29 protein-coding genes are annotated in these 23,582 nt (G+C 28.5%); 18 read left to right on the forward strand and 11 right to left on the reverse strand.

Translation table 11 applies throughout. The features are described from left to right. Positions 1-47: 47 nt before the first annotated feature. The gene (locus ACTTA0_RS03895) at positions 48-560 is read left to right on the forward strand and encodes a pentapeptide repeat-containing protein (RefSeq protein WP_440656460.1); all 513 of its coding nucleotides are present in this window, start codon (positions 48-50) and stop codon (positions 558-560) included. A 3-nt stretch (positions 561-563) separates the two neighbouring features. Continuing rightward, positions 564-857 (forward strand): hypothetical protein, encoded by a 294-nt coding sequence (locus ACTTA0_RS03900; protein WP_262589440.1) that lies wholly within the window; start codon positions 564-566, stop codon positions 855-857. A gap of 85 nt (positions 858-942) precedes the next feature. Here the strand turns inward: ACTTA0_RS03900 and mgrA are convergent, their stop codons facing one another. Further along, on the reverse strand, positions 943-1,971 hold the full coding sequence (gene mgrA / locus ACTTA0_RS03905) for an L-glyceraldehyde 3-phosphate reductase (protein ID WP_440676165.1): 1,029 nt from the start codon (positions 1,969-1,971) through the stop codon (positions 943-945). 128 nt (positions 1,972-2,099) lie between these two features. On the opposite strand from mgrA, the gene ACTTA0_RS03910 reads away from it, so the two are divergent. Next, complete coding sequence (locus ACTTA0_RS03910; protein ID WP_440676166.1) at positions 2,100-3,539, forward strand: sodium:solute symporter family transporter; 1,440 nt, start codon at positions 2,100-2,102, stop codon at positions 3,537-3,539. Position 3,540: 1 nt separating this feature from the next. On the opposite strand, the gene ACTTA0_RS03915 is transcribed toward ACTTA0_RS03910, so the two are convergent. After that, entirely contained in the window at positions 3,541-3,909 is a 369-nt protein-coding gene (locus tag ACTTA0_RS03915) for a thioredoxin family protein (RefSeq protein WP_440676167.1), read from the reverse strand. A 69-nt stretch (positions 3,910-3,978) separates the two neighbouring features. Between ACTTA0_RS03915 and ACTTA0_RS03920 the strand changes: the two genes are divergently transcribed. Both ACTTA0_RS03920 and ACTTA0_RS03925 read left to right on the forward strand, forming a co-directional pair. Beyond that, positions 3,979-4,911 carry an ABC transporter ATP-binding protein gene (locus ACTTA0_RS03920; RefSeq protein ID WP_440676168.1) on the forward strand — a complete coding sequence of 311 codons (933 nt, stop codon included), beginning with the start codon at positions 3,979-3,981 and terminating at the stop codon, positions 4,909-4,911. Then, positions 4,901-5,668: an ABC transporter permease gene (locus ACTTA0_RS03925; RefSeq protein ID WP_440676169.1), complete on the forward strand. Its 768-nt coding sequence runs from the start codon at positions 4,901-4,903 to the stop codon at positions 5,666-5,668. Before ACTTA0_RS03920 ends, ACTTA0_RS03925 begins: the two co-directional genes overlap by 11 nt. Here ACTTA0_RS03925 and ACTTA0_RS03930 read toward each other — a convergent pair. The 3 genes from ACTTA0_RS03930 to ACTTA0_RS03940 form a co-directional block, all read right to left on the reverse strand. Further along, positions 5,665-6,804 (reverse strand): glycine cleavage T C-terminal barrel domain-containing protein, encoded by a 1,140-nt coding sequence (locus ACTTA0_RS03930; RefSeq protein ID WP_440676170.1) that lies wholly within the window; start codon positions 6,802-6,804, stop codon positions 5,665-5,667. The two genes, ACTTA0_RS03925 and ACTTA0_RS03930, sit on opposite strands and share 4 nt — an antisense overlap. Positions 6,805-6,905: 101 nt before the next feature. Then, on the reverse strand, positions 6,906-8,180 hold the full coding sequence (gene aceA / locus ACTTA0_RS03935; protein WP_440676171.1) for an isocitrate lyase: 1,275 nt from the start codon (positions 8,178-8,180) through the stop codon (positions 6,906-6,908). Between the two features lie 41 nt (positions 8,181-8,221). Then, on the reverse strand, positions 8,222-8,383 hold the full coding sequence (locus tag ACTTA0_RS03940) for a hypothetical protein (protein WP_262589431.1): 162 nt from the start codon (positions 8,381-8,383) through the stop codon (positions 8,222-8,224). Between the two features lie 111 nt (positions 8,384-8,494). On the opposite strand from ACTTA0_RS03940, the gene ACTTA0_RS03945 reads away from it, so the two are divergent. The 6 genes from ACTTA0_RS03945 (at position 8,495) to ACTTA0_RS03970 (ending at position 12,641) form a co-directional block, all read left to right on the forward strand. Further along, positions 8,495-9,928, forward strand: a complete 1,434-nt coding sequence (locus ACTTA0_RS03945) for a helix-turn-helix domain-containing protein (protein WP_440676172.1) — start codon at positions 8,495-8,497, stop codon at positions 9,926-9,928. A 173-nt stretch (positions 9,929-10,101) separates the two neighbouring features. Continuing rightward, positions 10,102-10,371, forward strand: coding sequence for a GNAT family N-acetyltransferase (locus tag ACTTA0_RS03950; RefSeq protein ID WP_440618585.1), 270 nt, complete (start codon positions 10,102-10,104; stop codon positions 10,369-10,371). Further along, complete coding sequence (locus ACTTA0_RS03955) at positions 10,362-11,108, forward strand: sulfite exporter TauE/SafE family protein (RefSeq protein ID WP_440618584.1); 747 nt, start codon at positions 10,362-10,364, stop codon at positions 11,106-11,108. The genes ACTTA0_RS03950 and ACTTA0_RS03955 overlap by 10 nt, the downstream gene beginning before the upstream one ends. Next, positions 11,105-11,659, forward strand: coding sequence for a hypothetical protein (locus ACTTA0_RS03960; protein WP_440676173.1), 555 nt, complete (start codon positions 11,105-11,107; stop codon positions 11,657-11,659). Before ACTTA0_RS03955 ends, ACTTA0_RS03960 begins: the two co-directional genes overlap by 4 nt. A gap of 68 nt (positions 11,660-11,727) precedes the next feature. After that, on the forward strand, positions 11,728-12,231 hold the full coding sequence (locus ACTTA0_RS03965) for an SOUL family heme-binding protein (RefSeq protein WP_440676174.1): 504 nt from the start codon (positions 11,728-11,730) through the stop codon (positions 12,229-12,231). Beyond that, positions 12,228-12,641: a carbonic anhydrase gene (locus tag ACTTA0_RS03970; RefSeq protein ID WP_440614538.1), complete on the forward strand. Its 414-nt coding sequence runs from the start codon at positions 12,228-12,230 to the stop codon at positions 12,639-12,641. Before ACTTA0_RS03965 ends, ACTTA0_RS03970 begins: the two co-directional genes overlap by 4 nt. On the opposite strand, the gene ACTTA0_RS03975 is transcribed toward ACTTA0_RS03970, so the two are convergent. Then, a complete protein-coding gene (locus ACTTA0_RS03975) occupies positions 12,642-15,176 on the reverse strand; it encodes an ABC transporter permease (protein ID WP_440676175.1) in 2,535 nt (844 codons plus the stop codon). Continuing rightward, on the reverse strand, positions 15,160-15,825 hold the full coding sequence (locus ACTTA0_RS03980; protein ID WP_440618580.1) for an ABC transporter ATP-binding protein: 666 nt from the start codon (positions 15,823-15,825) through the stop codon (positions 15,160-15,162). Before ACTTA0_RS03980 ends, ACTTA0_RS03975 begins: the two co-directional genes overlap by 17 nt. Between ACTTA0_RS03980 and ACTTA0_RS03985 the strand changes: the two genes are divergently transcribed. Genes ACTTA0_RS03985 through ACTTA0_RS03995 form a run of 3 tightly spaced genes read left to right on the forward strand, consistent with a single transcriptional unit; the run spans position 15,824 to position 17,593 of the window. After that, complete coding sequence (locus ACTTA0_RS03985; RefSeq protein ID WP_440676176.1) at positions 15,824-16,435, forward strand: arylesterase; 612 nt, start codon at positions 15,824-15,826, stop codon at positions 16,433-16,435. The genes ACTTA0_RS03980 and ACTTA0_RS03985 overlap by 2 nt on opposite strands. After that, complete coding sequence (locus tag ACTTA0_RS03990) at positions 16,436-17,125, forward strand: ion transporter (protein WP_440651219.1); 690 nt, start codon at positions 16,436-16,438, stop codon at positions 17,123-17,125. A gap of 9 nt (positions 17,126-17,134) precedes the next feature. Continuing rightward, positions 17,135-17,593, forward strand: coding sequence for a hypothetical protein (locus ACTTA0_RS03995; RefSeq protein WP_440676177.1), 459 nt, complete (start codon positions 17,135-17,137; stop codon positions 17,591-17,593). Between the two features lie 5 nt (positions 17,594-17,598). On the opposite strand, the gene ACTTA0_RS04000 is transcribed toward ACTTA0_RS03995, so the two are convergent. Further along, a complete protein-coding gene (locus tag ACTTA0_RS04000; RefSeq protein WP_440618578.1) occupies positions 17,599-17,994 on the reverse strand; it encodes a hypothetical protein in 396 nt (131 codons plus the stop codon). A gap of 130 nt (positions 17,995-18,124) precedes the next feature. Between ACTTA0_RS04000 and ACTTA0_RS04005 the strand changes: the two genes are divergently transcribed. The 3 genes from ACTTA0_RS04005 to ACTTA0_RS04015 all read left to right on the forward strand — a co-directional run bounded on the left by ACTTA0_RS04005 (position 18,125) and on the right by ACTTA0_RS04015 (position 19,660). After that, on the forward strand, positions 18,125-18,382 hold the full coding sequence (locus ACTTA0_RS04005; protein ID WP_262589412.1) for a hypothetical protein: 258 nt from the start codon (positions 18,125-18,127) through the stop codon (positions 18,380-18,382). A gap of 107 nt (positions 18,383-18,489) precedes the next feature. Then, positions 18,490-19,038 carry a tetratricopeptide repeat protein gene (locus tag ACTTA0_RS04010; RefSeq protein WP_440647658.1) on the forward strand — a complete coding sequence of 183 codons (549 nt, stop codon included), beginning with the start codon at positions 18,490-18,492 and terminating at the stop codon, positions 19,036-19,038. 1 nt (position 19,039) lies between these two features. Beyond that, entirely contained in the window at positions 19,040-19,660 is a 621-nt protein-coding gene (locus ACTTA0_RS04015) for an SOS response-associated peptidase (protein ID WP_440676178.1), read from the forward strand. Between the two features lie 2 nt (positions 19,661-19,662). On the opposite strand, the gene ACTTA0_RS04020 is transcribed toward ACTTA0_RS04015, so the two are convergent. Together ACTTA0_RS04020 and ACTTA0_RS04025 are read right to left on the reverse strand one after the other, a co-directional pair. Next, positions 19,663-20,958, reverse strand: a complete 1,296-nt coding sequence (locus ACTTA0_RS04020; protein WP_440676179.1) for a DEAD/DEAH box helicase — start codon at positions 20,956-20,958, stop codon at positions 19,663-19,665. A gap of 84 nt (positions 20,959-21,042) precedes the next feature. After that, positions 21,043-21,528 carry a YajQ family cyclic di-GMP-binding protein gene (locus ACTTA0_RS04025; protein WP_262589405.1) on the reverse strand — a complete coding sequence of 162 codons (486 nt, stop codon included), beginning with the start codon at positions 21,526-21,528 and terminating at the stop codon, positions 21,043-21,045. Between the two features lie 61 nt (positions 21,529-21,589). On the opposite strand from ACTTA0_RS04025, the gene ACTTA0_RS04030 reads away from it, so the two are divergent. After that, positions 21,590-22,609 (forward strand): D-2-hydroxyacid dehydrogenase, encoded by a 1,020-nt coding sequence (locus ACTTA0_RS04030; RefSeq protein WP_440676180.1) that lies wholly within the window; start codon positions 21,590-21,592, stop codon positions 22,607-22,609. Positions 22,610-22,627: 18 nt separating this feature from the next. Here the strand turns inward: ACTTA0_RS04030 and ACTTA0_RS04035 are convergent, their stop codons facing one another. Further along, a complete protein-coding gene (locus tag ACTTA0_RS04035) occupies positions 22,628-23,578 on the reverse strand; it encodes an oligopeptide/dipeptide ABC transporter ATP-binding protein (RefSeq protein WP_440676181.1) in 951 nt (316 codons plus the stop codon). Between the last annotated feature and the right edge of the window lie 4 nt (positions 23,579-23,582).

Below are 23,582 nucleotides of genomic sequence, written 5' to 3' on the forward strand. Positions count from 1 at the left end.
TCATAATCTTTCATTGTTTTGACATATTTTGTTTGTTAGTTTTGCTTATGAAAAAAATACTGCTTTTAATATTCTTTAGTCTCTTTTTTGTTTCAAATTCAAATGCTGCATGTGATGATCCATTAACAGATGGGGTAGATTATTCCAAATGCAGATTTTCAGATGCGCAGGATCTACAAGGTAGTTATTTGCCAAATTCAAATTTATCTTTTGCAAGTTTTGTACAAGTAAATTTAGATAAAAGCATTATGATGAATTCAAATTTATCCTTTGGAACTTTTCCAGAGTCTACATTTGTTAGAGCCAATCTTTACGAGACAGTCAGTATTGGTGCAAATTTTGAAAAAACAAATTTCACAAATTCGAACTTAACAAGAGTTGATTTCATGGGGGCAACTTTAATAGAAGCTAATTTTCAAAATGCTAATTTAATGGAAGCAAATTTTACATCTGCAAACATTACTAATGCAAATTTTGAAAACGCAAATCTGATTGGTGCTACTTGGACTAATGGTAAGACATGTGGTCCAGACTCAATTGGAACCTGCATCGAGCAATAAGATATGAACACTTCAGTTAATACTGATGATGTAATTTTTAATTTTTTCAAACAAATCTGCGATGAAAAAGATGATCAAAAATGTGTTGAGCTTGGAAAAGAGTGGATAAAAGCAATGGAAACCAACCTTTCTTCTATGGAAGCAAATCTAAATGGGGCTGATTATCTAAAACATAAAGACGATATTCAAAGTAACCGAGATCATTTAAATAGCCTCAAAAACAAGAATTCTACAGAGTGGAGAGAGTATGCTACTCAGTGTATGATTGAAATAATGAATCATAAAGGTCAACAATAATGAGTAATCAAGAAAGAGTGTTTCTAATTATTTGTGCTTCTTTAATTATTTTTACTCTTCATTATTTAATTGAAAAACACTTCTTTTAATAAGAACTAGATCTTGCCCACTTATTAATATTTCCATCTTTAGCTTTTTTATTTATTTCTTTAAGCTCAGATTTAGAAAAATTTAAATTATTTAAGCTTTCAATATTTTCTTTAATTTGTTTTACACTACTTGCACCAATTAAAGCTGTAGTAACCGCTTTATTATTTAATACCCAAGCCAAAGCCATTTGCGATAATGTTTGACCTCTTTTTTTAGCAATTTGATTTAAATCTGAAATTATCTTTATGTTTCTTTTAGTTATGAAACTTTTATCTAAGGCAGATTTTGGATCACTTGCTCTTGATGCTTTTGGTATACCTTTTAAATATTTATCTGACAGCATTCCTTGTGCTAATGGAGAAAAAGCAATAGTTCCAATTCCTAATTTAATTAAATTTTTATCTAAATCTTTTTCGAACCATCTATTTATTAATGAATAAGAAGGTTGGTGAATAAATATTTTAATGTTTCTTTTTTTTAAAATATTAAACATCTCAATTGTTTTCTTTGAAGAATAGGAAGAAATACCAATATAAAGAGCTTTACCAGATCTATAAATAAGTTCTAAAGCATCTGCTGTTTCTTCTAATGGTGTTTTTGGATCAAATCTATGTGAATAAAATATATCCACATAATCTAATCCCATTCTCTTTAAACTTTGATCACAGCTTGCAATGATATATTTTTTTGAACCCCATTCACCGTAAGGTCCTTCCCACATATCATAACCTGCTTTAGATGAGATAATTAGCTCATCTCTATATCTTTTAAATTCTTTACTTAAAATTTTTCCAAAATTAGCCTCAGCACTTCCTGCTGGTGGACCGTAATTATTTGCTAAATCAAAATGAGTAATCCCTGAGTCAAAAGAATAAAACAACATTTTCTTTGCTTCAGATGTAAGTTGTTTACCACCAAAATTATGCCAAAGACCAAGGCTTATTAAGGGTAGATCAACACCACTTTTTCCACATCTCCTATATTTCATGTTGGAATATCTTTTTGGTGATGCTTTGTAACTCATAACTATTAATATAACTTAATATTTTAGTTTAAAAACATAAATTTAAATATATATTTAAAACAAAGGGGTGTCTTAACAGACTGAGATTAAACCCTACGAACCTGTCCGGTAATTCAGAAAGGGATAAAATGGATAACACATACTTTTTAAGTCAATCATCATCATTAACATTAGTAATTATTATTAGTTTGGTATTTGCTGCATTAGGAATTTATCATTCTAAAAAATTCCAAGGAATAAGTAATTATTTAACAGCCAATAGAAATATAGAATTATTTTCATTAACGACCAGTCTTGTTGCGTCTGCTTTAGGAGCATGGATTTTATTTGGCCCTGTTGCTGCTGCCACATGGGGAGGAATAGGGGCCGTTATTGGTTATGCACTTGGTACAGCTTTTCCAATGATTTTCTTAATTTATTTTGGAAGAAAAATTAGATCTGAGTTTCCAAAAGGCTCATCTCTAATTGAGTTTATGAGAAAAAAATTTGGAAAAAGTTTGTTTAAACTGATTTTGTTAATGACAATCTTTTACATGTTTATTTTTCTTTGTGCAGAGGTGACAGCTGTTGCAGTTTTGATAAATTATTTATCGGGTACAGATCTTTGGATCACTGCATTAATAGTCCTTTTAGCGACTTTAACGTACACTCTTTATGGCGGATTAAGAGCTTCTATATTTACTGATAATATTCAAATGATTGTTATTGGCTTTCTTTTATTAATTCTAATTTTAATTATCAGTTCATCAACAGGAGATAATTTTTCTTTTGCATTAATTAAAGAAAAAAATCCGCAATTATTAAGTTCATCTTATATTCCAAGTTATACTGCTGGATTAACTTTTTTTATAGCTGTTGCAGCTACCAATTTATTTCACCAAGGAAATTGGCAACGAGTTTATGCTGCTAAAGATTATAATACTTTAAAATCAGCATTGATAATTTCTTTTTTTGTAATTGTACCGATAGTTTTTTTAATGGGCTTTATTGGAATGGTGTCATTTTCTATTGATCCATCAGCTAGAGCTGATTTGGGATTTTTTACTTTATTGTTAAAAGAACAAACTGAAACACTATCTTTAATTATTATTGTTCTTGGTTTAGCTTTAACAATTTCAACAGTTGATACATTGGTTAATGCAATATCAAGTTTGTTTGTTGTTGATGGTAAAGCAACTTTTAATTTAGATAAAAAAACAGATTATTTAAAAATTTCTAAATATTTTATCGTATTTTTATCATTGATAGCATTTGGTGTTGCATCAAAAGGATTTGATATTTTATATTTATTTTTGCTTGCAGATTTATTTTGTTGTGCGTTTGTGTTCACAGTCTTTTACAGTTTTTATAACAAGGTAAATGAAAAAACTGCCTATGTTTCAATTATAATTGGTTTAATTGGTGGATTTTTGATGTTTCCTTATCCAGATTTTTCTAAAAGTTTATTGGTCGGGGGATTGATGTCTAAAGATCTATTTTCACCTTTTGTTGCACAATCTTTATTATTTTTATCATTTGTTGTTGCAACTTTTTTGCCAGCAGTAATTTTGAAATTGAAAAGTAATTAATTTAGATCACTGATTTTAAAGCATCATAAATAAGTTCTTTGGTTGTCTCACCAATGCTTCTGTAAACTTCTTTATTATCTTTAAAAATTAAAAGTGTTGTTTGAAATTGAACATTAAAAAATTTAGCAATTTCTTTATTAGTTACATCAAATTTAAAGTATTCGATATTATCAAAATCATTTTTTGCTTTATCAAGGACCTTCATTTGGCTGGCACAAGATGTACAATATTTAATCCATGAGCTAACCACCACAACTTTTCCATCCGCTAAAGCCTTATCAAACAACTCTTTAGTGTAGGTTGTTTCTTTAGCCATCACATTAGCAGTGAATGCAAAGATAAAACAGGTAAATACAAAAATTTTTCTCATTAATCGTGGGTTGTAAACAAATTTTAAAATATTGTAATACAATAAATTGTCTCTATATATGCCTAGTTCATGTTAGATCAAATAAGCATAAATAATCTATCAAAAGTCTACGATAATGGCTTTGAAGCCTTAAAGAAAATAAACCTAAACATCAAAAAAGGTGAAATTTTTGCAATGCTTGGACCAAATGGTGCAGGTAAAACTACTCTTATAAGTATCATTTGTGGAATTGTTAGACCATCTTCAGGAAAAGTTACTGTAGATGATTTTGATATCATTGATGATTACAGAGAAACAAGATCTAGAATTGGATTAGTTCCACAAGAATTAACCTTAGAACAATTTGAAACAGTTTTTAACAATGTCTCTTATTCAAGAGGTTTATATGGAAAAAAACCAGATCCAAAACATATTGAAAAAATTTTAAAAGACCTAAGTTTATGGGATAAAAAGGATCAGAGATTAAGACAGTTATCTGGAGGAATGAAGAGACGTGTGTTGATTGCAAAAGCATTGTCTCATGAGCCAACTATATTATTTTTAGATGAACCAACTGCTGGTGTTGATGTTGAATTACGTCAAGATATGTGGAAGGTAGTTGAAACTCTAAGAAAAACTGGTGTTACTATTATTCTTACCACTCATTATATTGAAGAAGCAGAAGCGATCGCAGATAGAGTGGGAGTGATTAATCAAGGTGAAATTATTGTTGTTGATGAAACAAAAGAATTATTAAAAAAAATGGGACATAAAAAACTTACTGTAGATCTTCAAGAAGAAATTACTGAAATTCCAAGCAGTTTAGATAAGTATAATCTAGAAATCGGAGAAGACAAAAAATCAATTAATTATACATATAATGTTAGAGCTAAAAGCACTGGAATAACTAACTTGTTACAAGATTTAAAAGATGCAAATTTAAAATTACAAGATTTAAAAACTGAACAAACTACTTTAGAGAAAATATTTGTGACATTAGTAAAGGAGAACAATGAAGTTTAATTATTACGCATTTAGAGCAATGTACTTACATGAAATGGATCGATTTAAGAGAACATTGATGCAATCATTATTTTCACCAGTTCTATCAACCTCTCTTTATTTTATTGTTTTTGGATCTGTAATTGGTGGATATGTAGAAAAGATTGATGGAATTAGTTATGGATCTTTTATTGTTCCTGGTCTTTTAATGTTAACGTTGTTAACTCAGTCAATCAGTAACACTTCATTTGGGATATTTTTTCCAAAATTTAATGGAACTATTTATGAAATTTTAGCTGCACCAATTTCAACTTTTGAAATTGTTTTAGCTTTTGTGGGTGCTGGTGCTACTAAAACTCTTATAGTCGGATTAGTTATATTTTTAACATCAACGTTTTTTGTTGAGGTTCAAGTAATGTATCCATTGTTAATGATATTTTTGTTAGTATTAGTAGCATTTACATTTGCTTTATTTGGTTTTTTAATTGGTTTAATGAGCTCTAATTTTGAGCAAATGTCTATCATCCCAACTTTAGTTATTACGCCAATGGTATTTTTAGGTGGTAGTTTATATTCTTTAGATATGTTGCCTGAGTTTTGGCAAACAGTTACTTATTTTAACCCAGTTGTTTATTTAATTAATGGTTTAAGATTTGCCTTTTATGGTGTTTCAGATTTCAATATTTGGGTGAGTGTTATTTCAATGGTAGTATTTTTGATGTCATGTGTAACTATTGTTACAGTTCTATTGAAAAAAGGATACAATATTAAATCTTAGCTACTAGCTATTTTCTTTTTTGGGTCGTAAAAAGGTTTTTCTACTATTGTAGCAGAACATTTTCCTTCGTGAGTTTCTATGTCTAATTTATTGCCTAACTCTGAATGATTAACTTCAATCATTGCAAGTGCAATATTCTTTTTCAATCTAGGTGAATATACAGCTGAAGTTACCTTACCAATTGTCTTGCCATCTTTTTCAATCTGCCAAAAAGTTGTGTTTGGTCCTGATAATGGATCACAATCAATGATAAGACCAACTTGTTTTCTTTTAATTCCTTCTTGCTTGATTTTTTTAAGTGCTTCTTTACCTATAAAATTTATATCAGCATCTAAATTAACTAATCGATCAAATCCTAATTCGAATGGATTTGTATGAATATCTGCATCTGCGTGATAAGAAAGCATACCACCTTCTATTCTTCTAATAGAGGATGTATGACCAGGTTGAATACCATGTTCTTTACCAGCTTCCATTATTTTTTCATAAAGTTCATTACCTCTTGAACCATCTCTTAAATAAATTTCAAAACCAAGTTCACTTGACCAGCCAGTTCTTGATACAATTAAGGGAATTCCATCAAGTTGATATTCTCTTAACCAATAATATTTAAGATTTCTGATATTTTCACCAAATAGTTTGACCATTATTTCTTGTGAGGTAGGGCCTTGTAACTGTAGAGGGGATACATCTGGTTCAGATATTTTAACATCTAAACCTGAGTTAACTGCAACACCTTGTGCCCATAACAAAACATCACTATCAGCCAAAGATAACCAAAAATGATTTTCAGCAAGTCTTAATAAAACTGGATCATTTAAGATACCGCCATCATTGTTTACGATTAAAACATATTTACATTGTCCAACTGATAACTTTGAAAGATCTCTAGGAGTTAAAAGCTGAGTAAATTTATATGCATCAGGACCTGTGATCTCGACCTGTCTTTCGACTGCAACATCACATAAAATTGATTTTTCAATAAGGTTCCAAAAGTTTTGCTCAGGACTTCCAAAATCCCTTGGAATATACATATGATTATAGACAGAAAAACCTGTTGCCCCCCATTTTACAGTAGCATCGAAATAAGGAGATTTTCTAATCTGTGTTCCAAAACCAAAATTTTTATTAGACATTTGAGAGCCTTAACAGTTCGAGTATTAATTACAAATAAAAAAAATAGCCCTGGTTATATTAAGGGCTATCAAAAAAAAATGGAGAGGGAAGTTATTTTTTTTTAAAACTGTTCAGATTCAGTAGAACCAGCCATTGCTGTTGTCGAGCTTTGGCCGCTACTAATAGTATTTGAGACTGCATCAAAATAAGACGTACCAACTTCTCGTTGGTGTTTAACGCTAGTATAGCCATCTTTCTCTCTAGCAAATTCTTGTTGTTGAATTCTAGAATATGCAGCCATACCTTCTTTTCTATATTTCTCAGCAAGTTCAAAAATTGCAATGTTTTGAGTATGAAACCCAGCAAGAGTAATGAACTGGAATTTGTAACCCATTTTAGCAATTTCTTGTTGGAATGAAGCAATCTCGTCATCACTTAAATGTTTTTTCCAATTGAATGATGGAGAACAATTGTAAGCTAACAGTTTTCCAGGAAACTTTTCATGAATTGCATCTGCAAATTTTTTAGCCTCAGCTAAATTAGGAGTAGCTGTTTCACACCAAATTAAATCAGCATACGGTGCATAAGCCAAACCTCTAGAGATAGCTTGTTCAATTCCATCTTTAACATAATGAAATCCTTCTGGAGATCTATCACCAGTTAAAAATGGTTTATCATTTTCATCAAAATCATTTGTAATAAGTTTTGCTGCATTAGCATCAGTTCTTGCTAATATAATTAATGGAACTTCTGCAATATCAGAAGCTAATCTTGCAGCTTTTAAATTTTTGACCATAGTACCAGTTGGAACAAGAACTTTTCCACCCATATGACCACATTTTTTTTCACTAGCTAATTGGTCTTCAAAGTGAACACCTGCAGCACCAGCTCTTATAAATTTTTTAGTTAATTCAAATACATTTAATGGTCCACCAAAACCTGCTTCACCATCAGCAATAATTGGAAGCATATAATCAACTTTTTCTTCAGGTTTCATATCACCATCTTGCATTTCCATATGTTGAATTTGATCAGCTCTAATTAAAGAATTGTTCATAGACTCAACTAATTTAGGAGCACTATCATAAGGATATAAAGATTGATCTGGATACATTTCTCCAGCAGTATTAGCATCTGCTGCAACTTGCCAACCACTAAGATAAATTGCTTTTAAACCTGCTTTTGCATGCTGTACAGCTTGGTTACCCGACAAAGAACCGAGGGTATTAACATAAGCTTCAGTATTTAATAATTGCCAAAGTTTTTCTGATTGATTTTTGCAAAGTGAGTACTCAATTTTAATTGAACCTCTTAATCTCTCCACTTCTTCATCAGTGTAGTCTCGTTTGATACCAGCATATCTTTTTAACTCATAAGAGATTTTCTCTGCACTCATTATTTTTTAATCCTTTGTTGAAGAAAATTGAAAAAGTAGAATTAGTTACTATCGTTTAAAGCGTCGATTAGTTCACTCATCCCACTTGAACCCCAATCACAGTGATCATCTCTCATGTAAATTCCTTTATTATGATGGTGATCTAAATCCTCTTTTTTGATGATTTGAGCTTCATTTTCTGTGTTTTTTAAGTTTTTATCCATATGAGTCATATATTTTACAAAATTTACAAAATCTATAAAAAACGTTAAAAAGCTTTGTAAATAGGGAAAAAATATTGTAAAAATAAATTTACAAAATTTACAAATAGTAAAATGAGTCAAATAGATCTTAAAATAGGGCCAAAAATAAGAGCTTTTAGAAGACAACTTGGACTGCAAGCTAACAAATTAGCTGAAGATTTAAGTATTTCTCCTAGTTATTTAAACTTAATTGAAAGCGGTAAAAGAAAAATAGATGGCGATTTACTCTTAAATGTTTGTGAAAAACTAAATATCCAATTATCAGATCTTACATCAAAGACAGATATCAATCTTCAAAATACAATTTCAGAAATTTTAGATGACACTTTATTTGAAGACTTAGATATTTTAGGTCCGGAAGTAAAAGATCTAGTAAGTACCAATCCAAAGATTGGAAAAGCTATCGTTAGATTAGGAGATATTCTTAAAAAAAAAGATCATGAATTAATAAGTAAGATTGAAAAAATTTCAGGTAAAATTGTAGATAATAGAAAAAATTCTTTTCCCGGAGAAGTAGTAGTTGATTTTTTTCAAGAGAATAAAAATTATTTTCCAAAGTTAGAAGAGTTTGCAAATAAAGTTTTTAATAAAATTCAAAAAAATAATCGAACAAGATATTTATCTTTGTGCGATTATTTACAGTCAGAATATTCAATTACTGTTAAAGATGTTATTCCTGATGAGAACAAACCATTTTCAAAAATTTATAACAAAAGTAAAAAAGAGTTATTACTAAGTGATTATAGTTCTTTAGAAACAAAAAAATTACATGCTGCCTCTCAAATTGCACAACTGGGTGCAATTAAAGATGTTGAATATTATTTAACTAAGTTTAGTTTTCCATCAGAAGAATCGAAAAAACTTACTAAAGTTGCTTTGTTAAATTATTGTGGTGCTGCAATTTTAATGCCATACAAATTATTTCATTCTGAATGTAAAAAATTAAAATATGATTTAGAACTATTGCAAAATACATTTGCAACTTCATTTGAACAAGTAGCTCATAGAGTTACATGTTTGCAAGATCCAAAACTACCAGGTATTCCATTTCATTTTTTAAGAGTTGATATGGCTGGAAATATTTCAAAGAGATTTTCTTTATCTGGAATTGATATACCAAGATATGGTGGAGCTTGTCCTAGATGGAATGTTTATACTGCATTCACTACTCCAGGAGTTTTACATACAGCAGTTAGTAAAATGAATAATGGTGAAAAATATGTTTGTATTGCAAAAACTGTAGAAAAAGGAATTGGAAGATTTGGTCAATCTAAAAATGTATTATCTATAGGTTTAGGTTGCGAAGCAAAATATGCAAAAGATTTCATTTATACTGAAAATATGAACATTAATGATAAATCAACAGAAATTCCTATTGGTGTTTCTTGTAGAACCTGTGACAGATTGGATTGTTCACAAAGAGCATTTCCACCACTACATAAAAAATTCGACGTTGACTTAAATAGTCGTGGGGTTTCTGTTTATGTTAGTGACGATAAATCTTAAACTATGATTAAATATATTTTACCTGCCATAATAATTTTTCTGATCGTATTATTTTGGGAAAAAATAACTGATTTTGTTGAGAAAAAATTCAACATAAAACTTAATTATATCGTTGTTAGTTCTATAGTTGCTGCAATAGCAATTATCCTTTTACTCCTTAATTACTAGGATTTATGAACAGCATTGACTTATCAACTTATAAATTAGATGAAGCTGACGGTGTTTTTACTTATAAAAATGAAAATACAACATTAGGGTTTGTTAGATTTAACGAAAAGGGAGAAGTGGAGTACATTTTTGTTAATCCAATTTTTAGAAAAAAAGGAATAGCAACAAAATTATTACAGTTGGTTAAACAAAAAACAGGAAAAGAAATAATCCTTCAAGAACCGATTAGTCCTTTAGGCTCAAAACTGTTAGATTCATTGAATAAATGGAAATAAACTTATTATTTTTCTTCACAGTTGTACCAGCAATAATTTTGTACGGTATTGCAAAATCAGGGTTGGGTGGATCGATGACTTTAATATCTATTCCATTAATGACCATTGTAATGCCTTTGAACCAAGCATTAGGAATAATTTTGCCAATTTTAATATTTTCAGATTTTATTGCAGTTTATAAATATAGAAAAGAATATGACTTAGGTACTTTAAAGTTAATGGTTCCATTTGCTGCTGTTGGAATAATAATTGCTTCTTTCACGTTCACATATTTTTCTGAAGAATTATTAAAATTTATGATTGGTTTAATGGGATTTATTTTTGCAGGTCATTATTTCTTTTTTAAAAAAGATAAAGAAGCCAAATCTCAAAAAAATTCTATCAAAGGGAGTATTTGTTCTGTCATAGCTGGCTTTACAAGTTTTTGTGTCCATGCAGGAGGAACACCGGTGAGTGTTTATATGCTTCCTTTAAGGATGCAGAAAGAAATTTATGTAGGAACAAGAATTATATTTTTTACTTTTGTAAATCTAATAAAGCTTCCTTTATATATTAATCTTTCAATGACCAATTTAGTGACATTTAAACAATCTGTATATTTATTTCCTCTTGCTTTTATAGGAATACTAATTGGATATAAATTAATTAAAATTATAAATGAAAAATTATTTTATAATATTTTATATATTTTAATTTTTATAAGTAGTTCAAAACTTTTATATGATTATTTAATATGAAAAAAAAATTTAATCCTAGAATAAAAGCAAGAATAAGAAAAAATAAACAAGTTCTTAATAAAAAGATTGATAATTTTTTTGGTTGGGTAAAAGGTGCTAAACTTGTTGAACTTAAAGAATGCAATGTAGAGGAAGATCCAGTTCGACCAGAATTAGATAATGAATTTAGAACAGGATTTGGAAGAAAAATTTATGGTGTTGAGTATCAAGGAGAAAATCACGCAGTAATGTGTTTTGCATATACAAATGAAATTCCCAAAAGTGTCGAAGAACTTGAAAAATTAAGTACTGATGCTTTTCTACAAAGTGCAATGAGAGATCAAAAAGGTGGACAAATTGCAATTGCTTATACTGTATGGTCAAAGAAAAAGGGTGGAGGAAAGTTAATTGTAAAAGAAGTGTTTAAAAAGATAAAAAAATCAAATCATTTAAATAGATTAGTCACTCTTTCACCTTTAACAGAGATGGCAACGAATTTTCATGAAAGAAATGGAGCAAAATTAGTTCAAATTAATGAAACAACACAAAATTTTGAATATAAAATCATTTAACCATGAGGATAAAAAAACAATTAATTCTTCTATTTTGTACTTTCTTTCTTTTACCGTATTCTATTGTCATGGCTAATGAAGAAGCAAAGTATGAAGTAGTTGATAAAAATGATATTTATGAGATCAGAAAATATTCTGATCGTTTAGCAGTTGAAACCTCTAGAGCTGGAATAGATAGTAATTTTAGAAAATTATTTAATTACATTTCCGGAAGAAATGACACACAGGAAAAAATAGCAATGACTACTCCTGTCACTCAAGTAGAAAAAAATGGAAATATGACTATGCAGTTTTATTTACCTTCAAAGTTTAATTCAGATAACGTACCCAACCCAAGTAGAGATGATGTAAGGATAGTAAATATTGAAGGAGGATATTATGCTGTACTTAGATATTCTGGCAGAGCTTCTGATGGAAATTTCATAAAACATAAAGAAATCCTAGAAAAAGAGTTAAATAAAAATAATATTTCAATTATAAGTCCACCTATTAGAGCTACATATGATAGTCCTTTTACCCTTCCAATGAATAGAAGGAATGAGGCAATGTATAAAGTGGAGTTTAATTCATGAAGTCAAAGTTTAAAGCAATGGTGTTATCTTGTATGGACCCAAGATTTCAACATTTAGTTCATAATCATTTAAAGAAAAAAAAATTAACTGGTAAGTACAGTGCTTTTACAATTGCTGGTGCTGCAGTAGGGGTCACACACAATAAATTTAAAAAATGGCATAATACTTTTTATGATAATCTTGGAACTTCAATACAGCTTCATAAAATAGAAAAGCTTATTGTTATAAATCACAAAGATTGTGGTGCTGCAAAAATTGCTAATGGAAAAAAAGAATTTACACCAGCAAATGAAAAAAAAATACACCAAGACTCATTTAATAAACTTAAAAAAGAAATTAAAAAAAGATTTCCAAAACTTAAAGTAGAATTAAATGTAATTGCTTTAGATAGTAAAATTACAAAATTTTAATTATTGATTTCTAATCAAAGGGTAAACTTTTGGATTTAGATATTTTAAGTTTGTTAACATAATCAATATCAATGTTACAAAACCAATTGAAAAACCTAAATAGATTAAAACTTTAAAATCAAACATCCACACAAGTTCAAAGATATTTTCCATAATAAATTTTGAACCAATTACAGCAAAGAATATTGCAATCAGTATGACTGATTTAAAGATAATAATGAATTCTATTAATGATGAGAGGATTATTTCTTTTTTTGAAAAGCCTAGAATTTTAAACACTAAGTTTTGATATTCTTTAACTTTACCTTGAACCATAATTGCACTCGAAATAACAATTAAACCAATTACAATAGTTACTGCTGATATTAAAGTAACTGCAATGAATACTTTATTTAAAACAGCTGTTACTTTTGTCAGATAATCTGCAATTTTAATCATGGATAAGCTAGGCATAACTTCTAGCATTTCAGTTTCATCAAATTTATCAGAATTAAATTTTGCTGTTGCCAAATATTCATGAGGGATGTTTTGAGCAAATTGAGGATTAAATAGCATTGCAAAGTTTATACTTAAATCTCGATAATCAACTTCTCTAAAATTAATCACTTCACCATCTATTTCTCTTCCATATATATTTAGAGTAAAAATATCTCCTAATTGAATATTAAAATCTCTTGCAACTTTAGCATCTAAAGATATCTGAAGTTGATTAGGTTTATTTAAATCCCACCATTTGCCAGCAATTAATGGATTATCTTCAGGAATATCTTCAGCCCAAGAAGATCTTCTCTCACTTCCAATTACCCAATAACTATCATTATCAGGTTTAATGTAAGTATTTGGATTAATGCCATTAATTTTTGCAATACCAGATGAAACCATAGGAACAACTTCAATGTCCGCATCAGGATCCATTTTTAATATTCCTTGTTCAAATTTTTCACGCTCTCCTTTTTGAATGCCTACAAAGAAATAATCAGGTGCAATATCAGGAATTGATTTAGCAATTTCTCTTTGAAAATTTGTTCCAACTAATGCCAATGTTAAAAGTAAAGTAACTCCCAACCCTAAAGACATAATAGTAATTGGTGTGATACTTTTAGTTTGAGTGATATTTTTAATTGATACCTTTAATGAGATATTGGAGCTTGATTTAAATTTTTTAAGAAAAAATATAATTATTCTTGAAAGAAAGAAAAATACAATCAAACACACAAAAAATGCAGCAAAGTACCCAAGACTGTAAGTTGGTTGCTCTGAACCAACTGTAAATAACAAAACCAAAATAGAGAGCAAAATAAAACTTAAAACAACAGATTTTTTTGAATAATAAAATTGTAAGTTTTGAAAAACATTTCTAAATAAATTAGAGGCTTTTACTTGGTCAATTGAACTTATTGTTGGGATAGAAAATATTACAAGTACCAATAAACCTACTAAAAATATTTTAATAAAATTAACTATAGAAAATACTGGATAAACATTTAATCCAAGTCCATCTGATAAGTATTTGTCGGCAATAGGGACTATTAAAAAACTAGATCCATAGGAAACAACTGTGATTACAAACAACAAAATTAATAATTGAAGATAATAAAGTGTCTTTATATTTCCTGAGTAAAATCCAACTGCTTTTCTAACAGCAATTGACATATTGTTTTGGTTAATAAAAGAGAGAAGGGTGTTTGCAATACCAATTCCAGCAATCAACATCGCACTTATTGAAACAAGTGATAAAAATTGTGAAAAATTGTTGATTATTCTCTTTATTCCACTTGCTGAATTTTCGGGATAACGAAGTTTTACTTTTTGATCATCTTTAAAAATATTCTCAATTCTTTGTTCTAATTCTTCAGAGTTATCTCCTTCATTAAATTTTACTTTAAATTCGTAGTTTAAAAAGCTTCCAATCCCGTTTAGTTTTAATATCTCTAATGTTTGCTTTCCTGCGAGTGCCCAATCACCAAAAGCAACAAATCCACTTACATCTGGTACTGATTTTATTATTCCTATAACTGTAAAGTTTTGGTCTTGAACTTTAACTTGTTCATTAAGTTTTATATTTAGTGTTTTTGACAAACTTTCATTAATTAAAATAGTATTTGGTTCTTTTTGCATTCGCTCATAAGCACCTTCGGGTTCAAATACTACTTCGCCGTATAACGGGTATTTTTCATCAACTGTTTTAATTCTAGTAAATAACGATTTATTTTTTTCTCTTCCAGTTGTTGAAAGCATCGTACTGAACTCAATCATTTGAGATACAGTTGCAAATTCTTTTACCTGATTAACTAGTTTTAGATTTCCTTGGTTACGATTGTAATCAATTTCTAAATCACCACCTAATAAGGCTTTTGCATTATCGTTCAGTTCTTTTTTAAGACTATCTTCAATAGTAAAAATAGCACTTAATATAAAGAGACTGATAAATAGAGTAACAATAATACTTGAGATTTTGTGATAGTTTCTGCTTAAATCCTTTAAAGCATATTTAAAAATCAAACTAAATTCAGATCGATTATTTAATTTTTCCATCTTTTATTTTGATTTTTCTTTTTGCTTTGTTTGCAAGTTTTGGATCGTGCGTTACCATGATTAAGGAAGACCCTTCCTCTTTTACATATTTAAATAGAATATCTGAAATCATTAATGAGTTTTCAGTATCCAAGTTTCCAGTAGGTTCATCAGCTAGGATTAATTCAGGCTTCATTGCTATAGCTCTTGCAATTGCAACTCTTTGCTGTTCACCACCAGATAACTGACTAGGTAAATTATTAAATCGGTGCTTTAAACCAAATCTATCTAACAAATTTTTTGCCTCACTCTCAGGATTTTTAAAATTATTTAATTCTAATGTTAAAGCAACGTTTTCAACTGCTGTGTAGTTTGGAATTAAATAGAAAGATTGAAATATAATTCCAATATTCTTCTTTCTAATCTCTGAAACTTCATCTTCATTTAAACCTGTTATTTCTTGATCTTGAAAAACAATTTTACCTGAAGTTGGTTTTTCTAGTCCTCCAACCAACATTATTAAACTAGTTTTACCAGATCCACTTTCACCTACGACAGAAACTGTCTCTTTTTTCTTAATGGTTAGATCAATATTCTTTAAAACACTGATACTTTCTTTACCAGTTTGGTATTTGAGATTTATTTTTTTTAATTTAAGAAGATCATTCATGAATAAAAGTTTATTTATAAAAATTTTGATGATCTTTCTAGTGCACATAAACGCTTTCGCAATAGAAAAGGTTGTCTTATTTGGCGATAGTTTGATGGCTGGATATGGTTTACCTAAAGAACATCATTTATCTGTAGTATTAGAAGATAATTTTAAAAAAGATGGTTTAAATATAAAGATAATTAATGGCAGTGTTTCTGGAAGCACATCTTCAGGAGGATTAAATATTGCTGAATGGAGTTTATCTGAACCCGGTATTGACTTAATCATTTTAGGTTTAGGCGCCAATGATATGTTGAGAGGAATAAAACCAGAGGAAACTGAGAAGAATTTAGAAGAAATTATAAAGATAGCTAATAATAAAAAAATCAAAATAGTAATTGCAGGCATGGTTGCTCCAACAACACATGGTGCTGAATACAAAAAAAGGTTTGATGCAATCTATCCAAAACTATCAAAAAAATATAATTTACCACTTATCCCATTTTTACTTGAAGGAGTGGCACTCGATCCAAGTTTAAATCAACAAGATGGAATTCACCCAAACAAAGAAGGAACAATTAAAGTAAGTGAAACTATTAAAAAAAGTATTATTAATATTTTAAATTAAATGAATAAATTTTTATATAATCTTAAAGAAAGCAGAATTTTTCAGTTTGTTGTTATTTCAATTATCATATTAAATGCAATTACAATTGGGGTTAACACTTATGAATTAAGCGATCTCACCAGACAAGCAATTAATTATTTAGATTATTCAATTACTATATTTTTTGTAATTGAAATTATAATTAGATTTGTAGGAGAACCTAAAAAACTAAAGTTTTTTAAAAGTGGATGGAATGTATTTGATACTTTAATTGTTTTAATTTCATTAATTCCAATTCCTAATAATTCTAGTTTCTTACTTTTAAGATTATTAAGAGTATTTAGAGTATTGAGAATTATTTCAGTTGTTCCAGAATTAAAAAAAATCATTGAAGCGCTGCTTACTTCCGTCAAAAGAGTGTTTTATGTTGGATTATTATTGTTTATCATTCTTTATATATACGCAACTATAGGCTCAATTTTATTTAGCACAGATATTCCTGAAAGATGGAGCGACGTTGGAGTTGCTATGATCACATTGTTCCAAGTTTTAACATTATCAAGTTGGGAACAAGTAATGCTACCATTACAAGATGTTTACTGGTGGGCTTGGATTTATTTTTTCAGTTTTATAATTATATGCGGAATTACAATGCTTAATTTGTTGATTGCGATATTAGTGGACGTAGTAATCAATCAGAAAAAGTTATAAGACTTTTTAATGAAAAGATTTGTTGTAGTTTTAAGTTTTATTTGTTTTGGTTATGCCAATGCACAGAATACAAATATTACCATAGATAGAAATTTAAATCTTTCATGTGCATTTGAAAAAGTAATTTTAAAAAATCCAGATCATAACTTTGAAACATTCACAAAAGATCAAATTAAGAGGGATGATATTAATAAATTAGTAATAGAGTCTAAATCACCAAATCTATTAAACATTAAAAATTTATCTAATTTTATTGATAAAATTGAACTAGACGTAAAAATTTCTAATAAAGATATCGTTTTAATTCAAGCTTTTGATGAAAATAAAAATTATTCAGAATCAGCTGTTTTAACTTTTAAAACAGGAGAACTTATTCACGAAATAACAAAAAATATTAATCAAAAAGAAAAAGAAAAGGAAAAAGAAATTTTATTTTACAACTGCAAGAATAAAAATCAAAATACTTGATGATTTTAACCAAATAATTCTAGGAATATTATCAATTTATATAAATAATAAACTACAGAAAGTGCTATAGAAACTTTTACAACTCTTGGCCAAAACCAATTTTTATTATTACTTGCACTTCTCCACATCGCAACAGTAATTATTAATGTATAAATCAACAGTATTGCTAACTCTATTACGAGTATTGTTGCGTAAAAATTATTAATATTAGAAAAAATTTGTTTAATAATTAACTCAGGATTTTGATTATAATTTATAAGAGATTTATCAATTGAATCTAAAGCAAAAAAAAATGTTATAAAAATTATTAAGCTAAATATTAACTGGTATAGGGTTCCATAAACCCAGAATGTTTTACCAAGTCCGTAGTCACCTTTAATCAAATTTTTTAAAAAATTCATTGATCTTCTATAGTCCTAAAAATCACTAAAAAATAAACAAAATATTTAAATCTATTAAGCAATAAACAGATTTTTTGATAAATAAATATTTTTTTTTCCATATAATAATTTAAAGTGAAATAATCATTTCATGAAAAAAGTACTAATTACATTATTTTGTTTAAATTTTATTTTTTCTTCAGCTATTGCTGACTCTCTTGGAAATCTTAGAACAGTAAATCATTATCTATCAAATGGATATAATTTAGAGAGTACAATTTTAATAAATGATCAAAAAATATTGTATAATCTTAAAAATAATGGTTCGTCAAAAATGCAATTTGAACCTAAGTTAATTACTTGTATTTATAATATAAAAAAAGAAACAACAAATTGTTACAAACCTTAAGAATTTTCATCTTAATAAATTTATAAATTCATTTTGAAGTTGTAAAAATATGATCAAATTGTTTTAAGAATAAAGACTCTATTATTCATATTTGTTAATATTTAATTATGAAAAAGTCATTTATAGTAATTTTAATTTTATTACTTTCACAATTGCAATCTTTTGCAAATGATCGAGACATAAGGCTAAATCAATTATTTAATGAGCTCAAAGTTAATAAAGCAAAAGTAGCATCTATTGTTGAACAGGAAATTTGGTCTTTATGGAGTACTCATCCAACTGATGAAAAGCTGACTGCTCGTTTAGAAGAAGGTTCAATGTTTGTTAGAAACCAACAGCCAAAAAGAGCAAGAGAAATATTTACTGAAGTAATAAATCTTGATGAAAATTGGGCTGAAGCTTGGAATAAGAGAGCAACTGTTCTTTATATGTTAGGAGAATATCAAAAATCACAAGATGATATTGATAAAGTCTTAGAATTAGAGCCAAGACATTTTGGTGCTTTAGCAGGACAAGGTTTAGTGAACATTCAATTAAAAAATTTTGAAAAAGCAATTAGAAGTTACAAACAAGCACAAGAGATTTATCCGTCCATGCGATCTCCAGAAATCATGATAAAACAAATCGAAGATTTGATGAAAGAACAAACAATTTAAAATGTGTGGAAGATACGTTGTTAAAAATCCAGTTACTAAAACTAGTTCTCTAGTTAAATCTGCAATTCAGGTTGAAGATAGTGAAAACTATAATGCTCATCCTTATCAAAAACTTCCAGTTATAAAAAAATATAAAAATGGAAATACCTTAGAATCTTTGAAATGGGGTTTGGTTCCAAGCTGGGCTAAAGATAAAGATTTTAAAGCTCTGATTAATGCACGACTTGAGACCATAGATGAAAAGGTTTCATTTAAAAAATTGATAAAAAATAATCGATGTGTTGCAGTTGCGGATGGATTTTATGAATGGAAGAGGGAAGAGAAAGAAAAAACTCCTCATTATTTTACCCGTAAAGACACCAATACCATCTATTTTGCTGGAATATTTGAAGATGATCAGTTTTGTTTAATTACAGAAGAAGCAAAAGAAAATATTAAGGAAATTCATCACCGACAACCAGTTATTCTTAATCAAGCGGATGTTAATAGATATTTAAATTTAGAATTACAAGGATCAGCGTTTCTAAATGAACGTAAATCACCAGATCTTATATTTCATGAAGTTTCAAAAGATGTAAATAAGCCTACTAATAACAGCGCTTCTTTAATACAAAAAATATAAATCTATTTTCTTTTATTTTTTTTAAATTTAAAGTTTTTAGGTCTTTTTCTATTTTTAAATTTTCTTTTATTATTTTTGTTTTCAAATTTTTTGAATTTCTTCTTTTTACTTAATTTATTGTTAGAAAATTTATTCTTAAATTTCTTTTTAAATTTATTTTTTTTATTAAATTTCTTACTCTTTTGATTGTTTGGTCTTGCTTCTTCTTTAACTTTAAAATCAGGATCTATTAATTTTTGTATAGATCTCCACATACTTCTGTCGTTGTTTGTTAAAAAAGTTAAAGCAGAACCATCTTTTCCAGCACGACCAGTTCTACCTATTCTGTGAATATAATCTTCTGGAACTTGTGGAAGATCGTAATTGATTACGTGTTTTATAACTGGAATATCTAATCCTCTTGCTGCAACATCTGTTGCAATTAAAATCCTACTATTACCATTTCTAAATCCTCTAATAACTCTATCTCTTTTACTTTGTCTAAGATTTCCATGAATGGCATCAGCTTTATGGCCATCATACTTTAATCTTTTTACAATTTTATCAGCACCATGTTTAGTTTTAACAAAAACTAAAATGGATCCACTTCTTTCAACTAATTGATTAATCAACTCATGATATTTCTTGTCTGCTGTGATTTGAAAAGTTTCTTGTTTAATTTTTTCAATTGGAGTTGATAAAGATCCAACAGACACTCTTTCAGGATTGTTAAGATACTTTTGAGAAATTTTTAAAATGTTTTCAGGTAAAGTTGCAGAAAACAATAATGTTTGATGATTTTTTTGAATAAATTTTAAAATTACTTCTATTTGAGGAGTAAATCCCATATCTAACATTCGATCTGTCTCATCTAGAACTAAGTAATTTACTCTAGATAAGTTCAAACTTTTTCGTTCTATGTGATCGTTAATTCTTCCAGGGGTTCCAACTATAATTCTTGCTCCTTTTTTTAATTGTCTTAGTTGTTTTTGCATACTCTCACCACCAATTAAAAGAGCATTACCAATTCCTATTTCTCTAATATTAAGTTTTAAAACAGTTTCCATTACCTGTGTTGCAAGTTCTCTTGTTGGACAAATTATTAATGCCATTGCTTGCTTATCTTTTAAAAGCTTATTTAACATTGGAATTGTAAATGCTAGTGTTTTACCGGTACCTGTTTGAGCAGTTCCTAAAACATCTTTTCCCTCTAAGCTAATTGGTATTGATTGACTTTGAATAGGGGTTGGAGTTTTAAATTCAGCTAATTCAATTGATCTTTTTAATTTATTTTCAATATTTAGATCAGAGAAGTTCATTATGCTGGGATTGATATAAATTTTAAGTAATTGAGTGTCTGCTTATATCTTTTTGTACCAAATACAATAAATAGTTTGGGAGGATTAATCTCTAAAGTTTACAAAGTCTATTGGAAGCCCAATATCAATAGCTTTAATAGCTGCTATAGCTTCTTGAAGATCATCTCTTTTTTTACCATCAACTCTTAATTCATCTCCTTGAATTTTAACCTGAATTTTAAGTTTAAGTTTTTTAATGTCTGCTATAACTTTTTTTGCATTTTCTTGGCTAATACCTTCTTTAAGTTCACTTACTTGTCTTATTGCTCCACCTGAAGCACCTTCGGAACTTTTAACTTCTAAAACTCTTGGATCTACTTTTCTTCTTACTAAATGTGTTTGTAGCAATTCATTGACTTGTTTTAATTTTAATTCATCAGGAGCATTAGTAGTAACAGATTTATCTTTTCGCTCTATAGTAATGTGAAGTCCTTTAAAGTCATATCGATTGCTAATTTCTCTTAAGCAATTTGCTAAAGCATTATCAAATTCTTGATAATTAATTTTACTAATTACATCAAATGAAGGCATAGATATTTATACAATAATCTATTTTTTATTAAACGAAATTAAAGATAATATTAATTTAAATATGAAAAAAATTAAAATTCACATCAGAAATAATCATTGGAAAGAGGGATTTTTGCCTTGTGATGCTGAAGGTGAGAAAAACAATACAATCACCAAGGAAGAAATTGAAAAGGGTTTTGATCAATATCCTGAGTTAAGGGACAAAGTTGAATATGTAATTGATTGGGATGACGATAATTTTATCTCATCAATGCAATCAGCTGACATTTTACTCGGCTGGCAGTTTCCAACAAAAGATTTAAAACAAATTGCACCTAACCTTAAATGGATCCATGTGATTTCAGCTGGTGTTAATCATTTATCTCCATTTGATTGGATGACAGAAGATTTAGTTTTAACAAATAGTAGTGGTGTTCATGCTAAAAAAGCAGGGGAATTTGGTTTGATGAGTATATTAATGCTCCAAAATCACATGACTAGAATTGTAACAAATCAAAAAAATAAAGAATTCGTATCTTTACTTGGAAAACCAATCGAGGGAAGGAAAGTAGTTGTTGTTGGAACTGGTTCATTAGGTGGTTCAATGATTAAACATATCAGTAAGCTTGGAGCTGAAGTTATTGGTGTAAATAGAAAAGGAAAAAATGTTGAGGGGTGCTCTAAAATTATTACGTTTGATAAAATTGATGAAGTGTTACCTTTAGCTGATTTTTTATATCTAGCAGTTCCAGAAACAGAAGAGACCAAAGGATTAATTAATAAATCTAGATTAGATAAATTAAAATCTACGTGTGGGATTGTTAATATTGGAAGGCAATCTGTTTTAGATTATGAGGCTTTAAGAATTAAACTTCAAAACAATGAAATTGTTGGAGCAATTTTAGATGTCTTTTCACAAGAACCTATTCCAAAAACATCAAACCTTTGGGATACCCCAAATTTAATTATCACCCCTCATATTTCATCCGATAGTGAGGGCAATTATATTGAGATGGTTCTTAAAATTTTCTTTAAAAATTTAAAATTATTCACAGAAAATAAAGAATTAATTAATCAAATAGATAGAAAGTTAGGTTATTAGATCTAGCTTAAACAAGTATTAAATGTTTGGAAAAAAACATTTATATTTTCTATTTTCTTTATCAGTTTCTGAAGGGTTAATATCTTTACATTTTTCAGTTTTATTTTCACATCTTGAATAAAACGAACATCCTTTAGGTGGATTAATAGGATCAGGTAGCTCTGTCTCAACCAAACTTTGAATTTCAATTTTTTGATTAGTTTTAGGTACACTATTTAAGAGTAAATTTGTGTATGGATGATAAGGTTTTTGAAATAATTCTTTAGCATCAGATTTTTCAACTATATCACCAAAATACATAACCATTACTCTGTCACATATAGCTTCTATCACAGCAAGGTCATGACTAATTACAATATAAGACAATTCAAACTTTTTCTGCAAATCGTTTAATAAATTTAATATTTGTGATTGAACTGAAACATCTAGAGCAGAAACTGGCTCGTCTAGGATTATAATCTTCGCTTTAGATAGTAATACTCTTGCAATACCAATTCTTTGAGCTTGGCCTCCTGAAAATTCGTGTGGGAAACGATTTAAAAATTCTTCTTTTAAATTAACCTCTTTAATTATGCTTTTAATCTCTTTTTCAATTTCTTTTTCATCAAGATTTCTAAGATATTTTAAAGGTGCTGCTAAAGATTGATAGATTGTTTTTCTTGGATTGAGACTACTGATTGGGTCCTGGAACATATATTGAATATGATTTGGTAGTTCATGCTTTTCATAATTATTTATATCTTTGTCTTGTATCTTTATTTCACCAGAGGAAGGTGAAATTAATCCTGCTAACATTTTTGCCAATGTTGATTTACCACAACCAGACTCGCCAACTATTCCAAGTGACTCTTTTGCTTTTAAATTAATATTAATATTGTTTACGGCTCTTAGATTTATTGATTGCTTGTTAAATAAACCTTTATTTTTTGAATAAAACTTTGAAAGATTATTTGCAGATAAAATGTCCATCGTA

Origin of the sequence: Candidatus Pelagibacter sp. HIMB1593 (genome assembly GCF_052047755.1) — a bacterium.
GTDB lineage: Bacteria > Pseudomonadota > Alphaproteobacteria > Pelagibacterales > Pelagibacteraceae > Pelagibacter.

Excerpts from the sequence above, each read along its gene's own strand:
- ACTTA0_RS03970 (WP_440614538.1), top strand. The coding sequence starts at position 12,228 with ATGAAGTCAAAGTTTAAAGCAATGGTGTTATCTTGTATGGACCCAAGA.
- ACTTA0_RS04030 (WP_440676180.1), top strand. The coding sequence starts at position 21,590 with ATGAAAAAAATTAAAATTCACATCAGAAATAATCATTGGAAAGAGGGA.
- ACTTA0_RS03995 (WP_440676177.1), top strand. The coding sequence starts at position 17,135 with ATGAAAAGATTTGTTGTAGTTTTAAGTTTTATTTGTTTTGGTTATGCC.
- ACTTA0_RS03895 (WP_440656460.1), top strand. The coding sequence starts at position 48 with ATGAAAAAAATACTGCTTTTAATATTCTTTAGTCTCTTTTTTGTTTCA.
- ACTTA0_RS03950 (WP_440618585.1), top strand. The coding sequence starts at position 10,102 with ATGAACAGCATTGACTTATCAACTTATAAATTAGATGAAGCTGACGGT.
- ACTTA0_RS04000 (WP_440618578.1), bottom strand. The coding sequence starts at position 17,994 with ATGAATTTTTTAAAAAATTTGATTAAAGGTGACTACGGACTTGGTAAA.
- ACTTA0_RS03955 (WP_440618584.1), top strand. The coding sequence starts at position 10,362 with ATGGAAATAAACTTATTATTTTTCTTCACAGTTGTACCAGCAATAATT.
- ACTTA0_RS04025 (WP_262589405.1), bottom strand. The coding sequence starts at position 21,528 with ATGCCTTCATTTGATGTAATTAGTAAAATTAATTATCAAGAATTTGAT.
- ACTTA0_RS03915 (WP_440676167.1), bottom strand. The coding sequence starts at position 3,909 with ATGAGAAAAATTTTTGTATTTACCTGTTTTATCTTTGCATTCACTGCT.
- ACTTA0_RS03960 (WP_440676173.1), top strand. The coding sequence starts at position 11,105 with ATGAAAAAAAAATTTAATCCTAGAATAAAAGCAAGAATAAGAAAAAAT.
- ACTTA0_RS03925 (WP_440676169.1), top strand. The coding sequence starts at position 4,901 with ATGAAGTTTAATTATTACGCATTTAGAGCAATGTACTTACATGAAATG.
- ACTTA0_RS03910 (WP_440676166.1), top strand. The coding sequence starts at position 2,100 with ATGGATAACACATACTTTTTAAGTCAATCATCATCATTAACATTAGTA.
- ACTTA0_RS03975 (WP_440676175.1), bottom strand. The coding sequence starts at position 15,176 with ATGGAAAAATTAAATAATCGATCTGAATTTAGTTTGATTTTTAAATAT.
- ACTTA0_RS03965 (WP_440676174.1), top strand. The coding sequence starts at position 11,728 with ATGGCTAATGAAGAAGCAAAGTATGAAGTAGTTGATAAAAATGATATT.
- ACTTA0_RS03990 (WP_440651219.1), top strand. The coding sequence starts at position 16,436 with ATGAATAAATTTTTATATAATCTTAAAGAAAGCAGAATTTTTCAGTTT.
- ACTTA0_RS03980 (WP_440618580.1), bottom strand. The coding sequence starts at position 15,825 with ATGAATGATCTTCTTAAATTAAAAAAAATAAATCTCAAATACCAAACT.
- ACTTA0_RS04010 (WP_440647658.1), top strand. The coding sequence starts at position 18,490 with ATGAAAAAGTCATTTATAGTAATTTTAATTTTATTACTTTCACAATTG.
- ACTTA0_RS04035 (WP_440676181.1), bottom strand. The coding sequence starts at position 23,578 with ATGGACATTTTATCTGCAAATAATCTTTCAAAGTTTTATTCAAAAAAT.
- ACTTA0_RS03930 (WP_440676170.1), bottom strand. The coding sequence starts at position 6,804 with ATGTCTAATAAAAATTTTGGTTTTGGAACACAGATTAGAAAATCTCCT.
- ACTTA0_RS04020 (WP_440676179.1), bottom strand. The coding sequence starts at position 20,958 with ATGAACTTCTCTGATCTAAATATTGAAAATAAATTAAAAAGATCAATT.
- ACTTA0_RS03940 (WP_262589431.1), bottom strand. The coding sequence starts at position 8,383 with ATGGATAAAAACTTAAAAAACACAGAAAATGAAGCTCAAATCATCAAA.
- ACTTA0_RS03945 (WP_440676172.1), top strand. The coding sequence starts at position 8,495 with ATGAGTCAAATAGATCTTAAAATAGGGCCAAAAATAAGAGCTTTTAGA.
- mgrA (WP_440676165.1), bottom strand. The coding sequence starts at position 1,971 with ATGAGTTACAAAGCATCACCAAAAAGATATTCCAACATGAAATATAGG.
- aceA (WP_440676171.1), bottom strand. The coding sequence starts at position 8,180 with ATGAGTGCAGAGAAAATCTCTTATGAGTTAAAAAGATATGCTGGTATC.
- ACTTA0_RS03900 (WP_262589440.1), top strand. The coding sequence starts at position 564 with ATGAACACTTCAGTTAATACTGATGATGTAATTTTTAATTTTTTCAAA.
- ACTTA0_RS04005 (WP_262589412.1), top strand. The coding sequence starts at position 18,125 with ATGAAAAAAGTACTAATTACATTATTTTGTTTAAATTTTATTTTTTCT.
- ACTTA0_RS03920 (WP_440676168.1), top strand. The coding sequence starts at position 3,979 with ATGTTAGATCAAATAAGCATAAATAATCTATCAAAAGTCTACGATAAT.
- ACTTA0_RS04015 (WP_440676178.1), top strand. The coding sequence starts at position 19,040 with ATGTGTGGAAGATACGTTGTTAAAAATCCAGTTACTAAAACTAGTTCT.
- ACTTA0_RS03985 (WP_440676176.1), top strand. The coding sequence starts at position 15,824 with ATGAATAAAAGTTTATTTATAAAAATTTTGATGATCTTTCTAGTGCAC.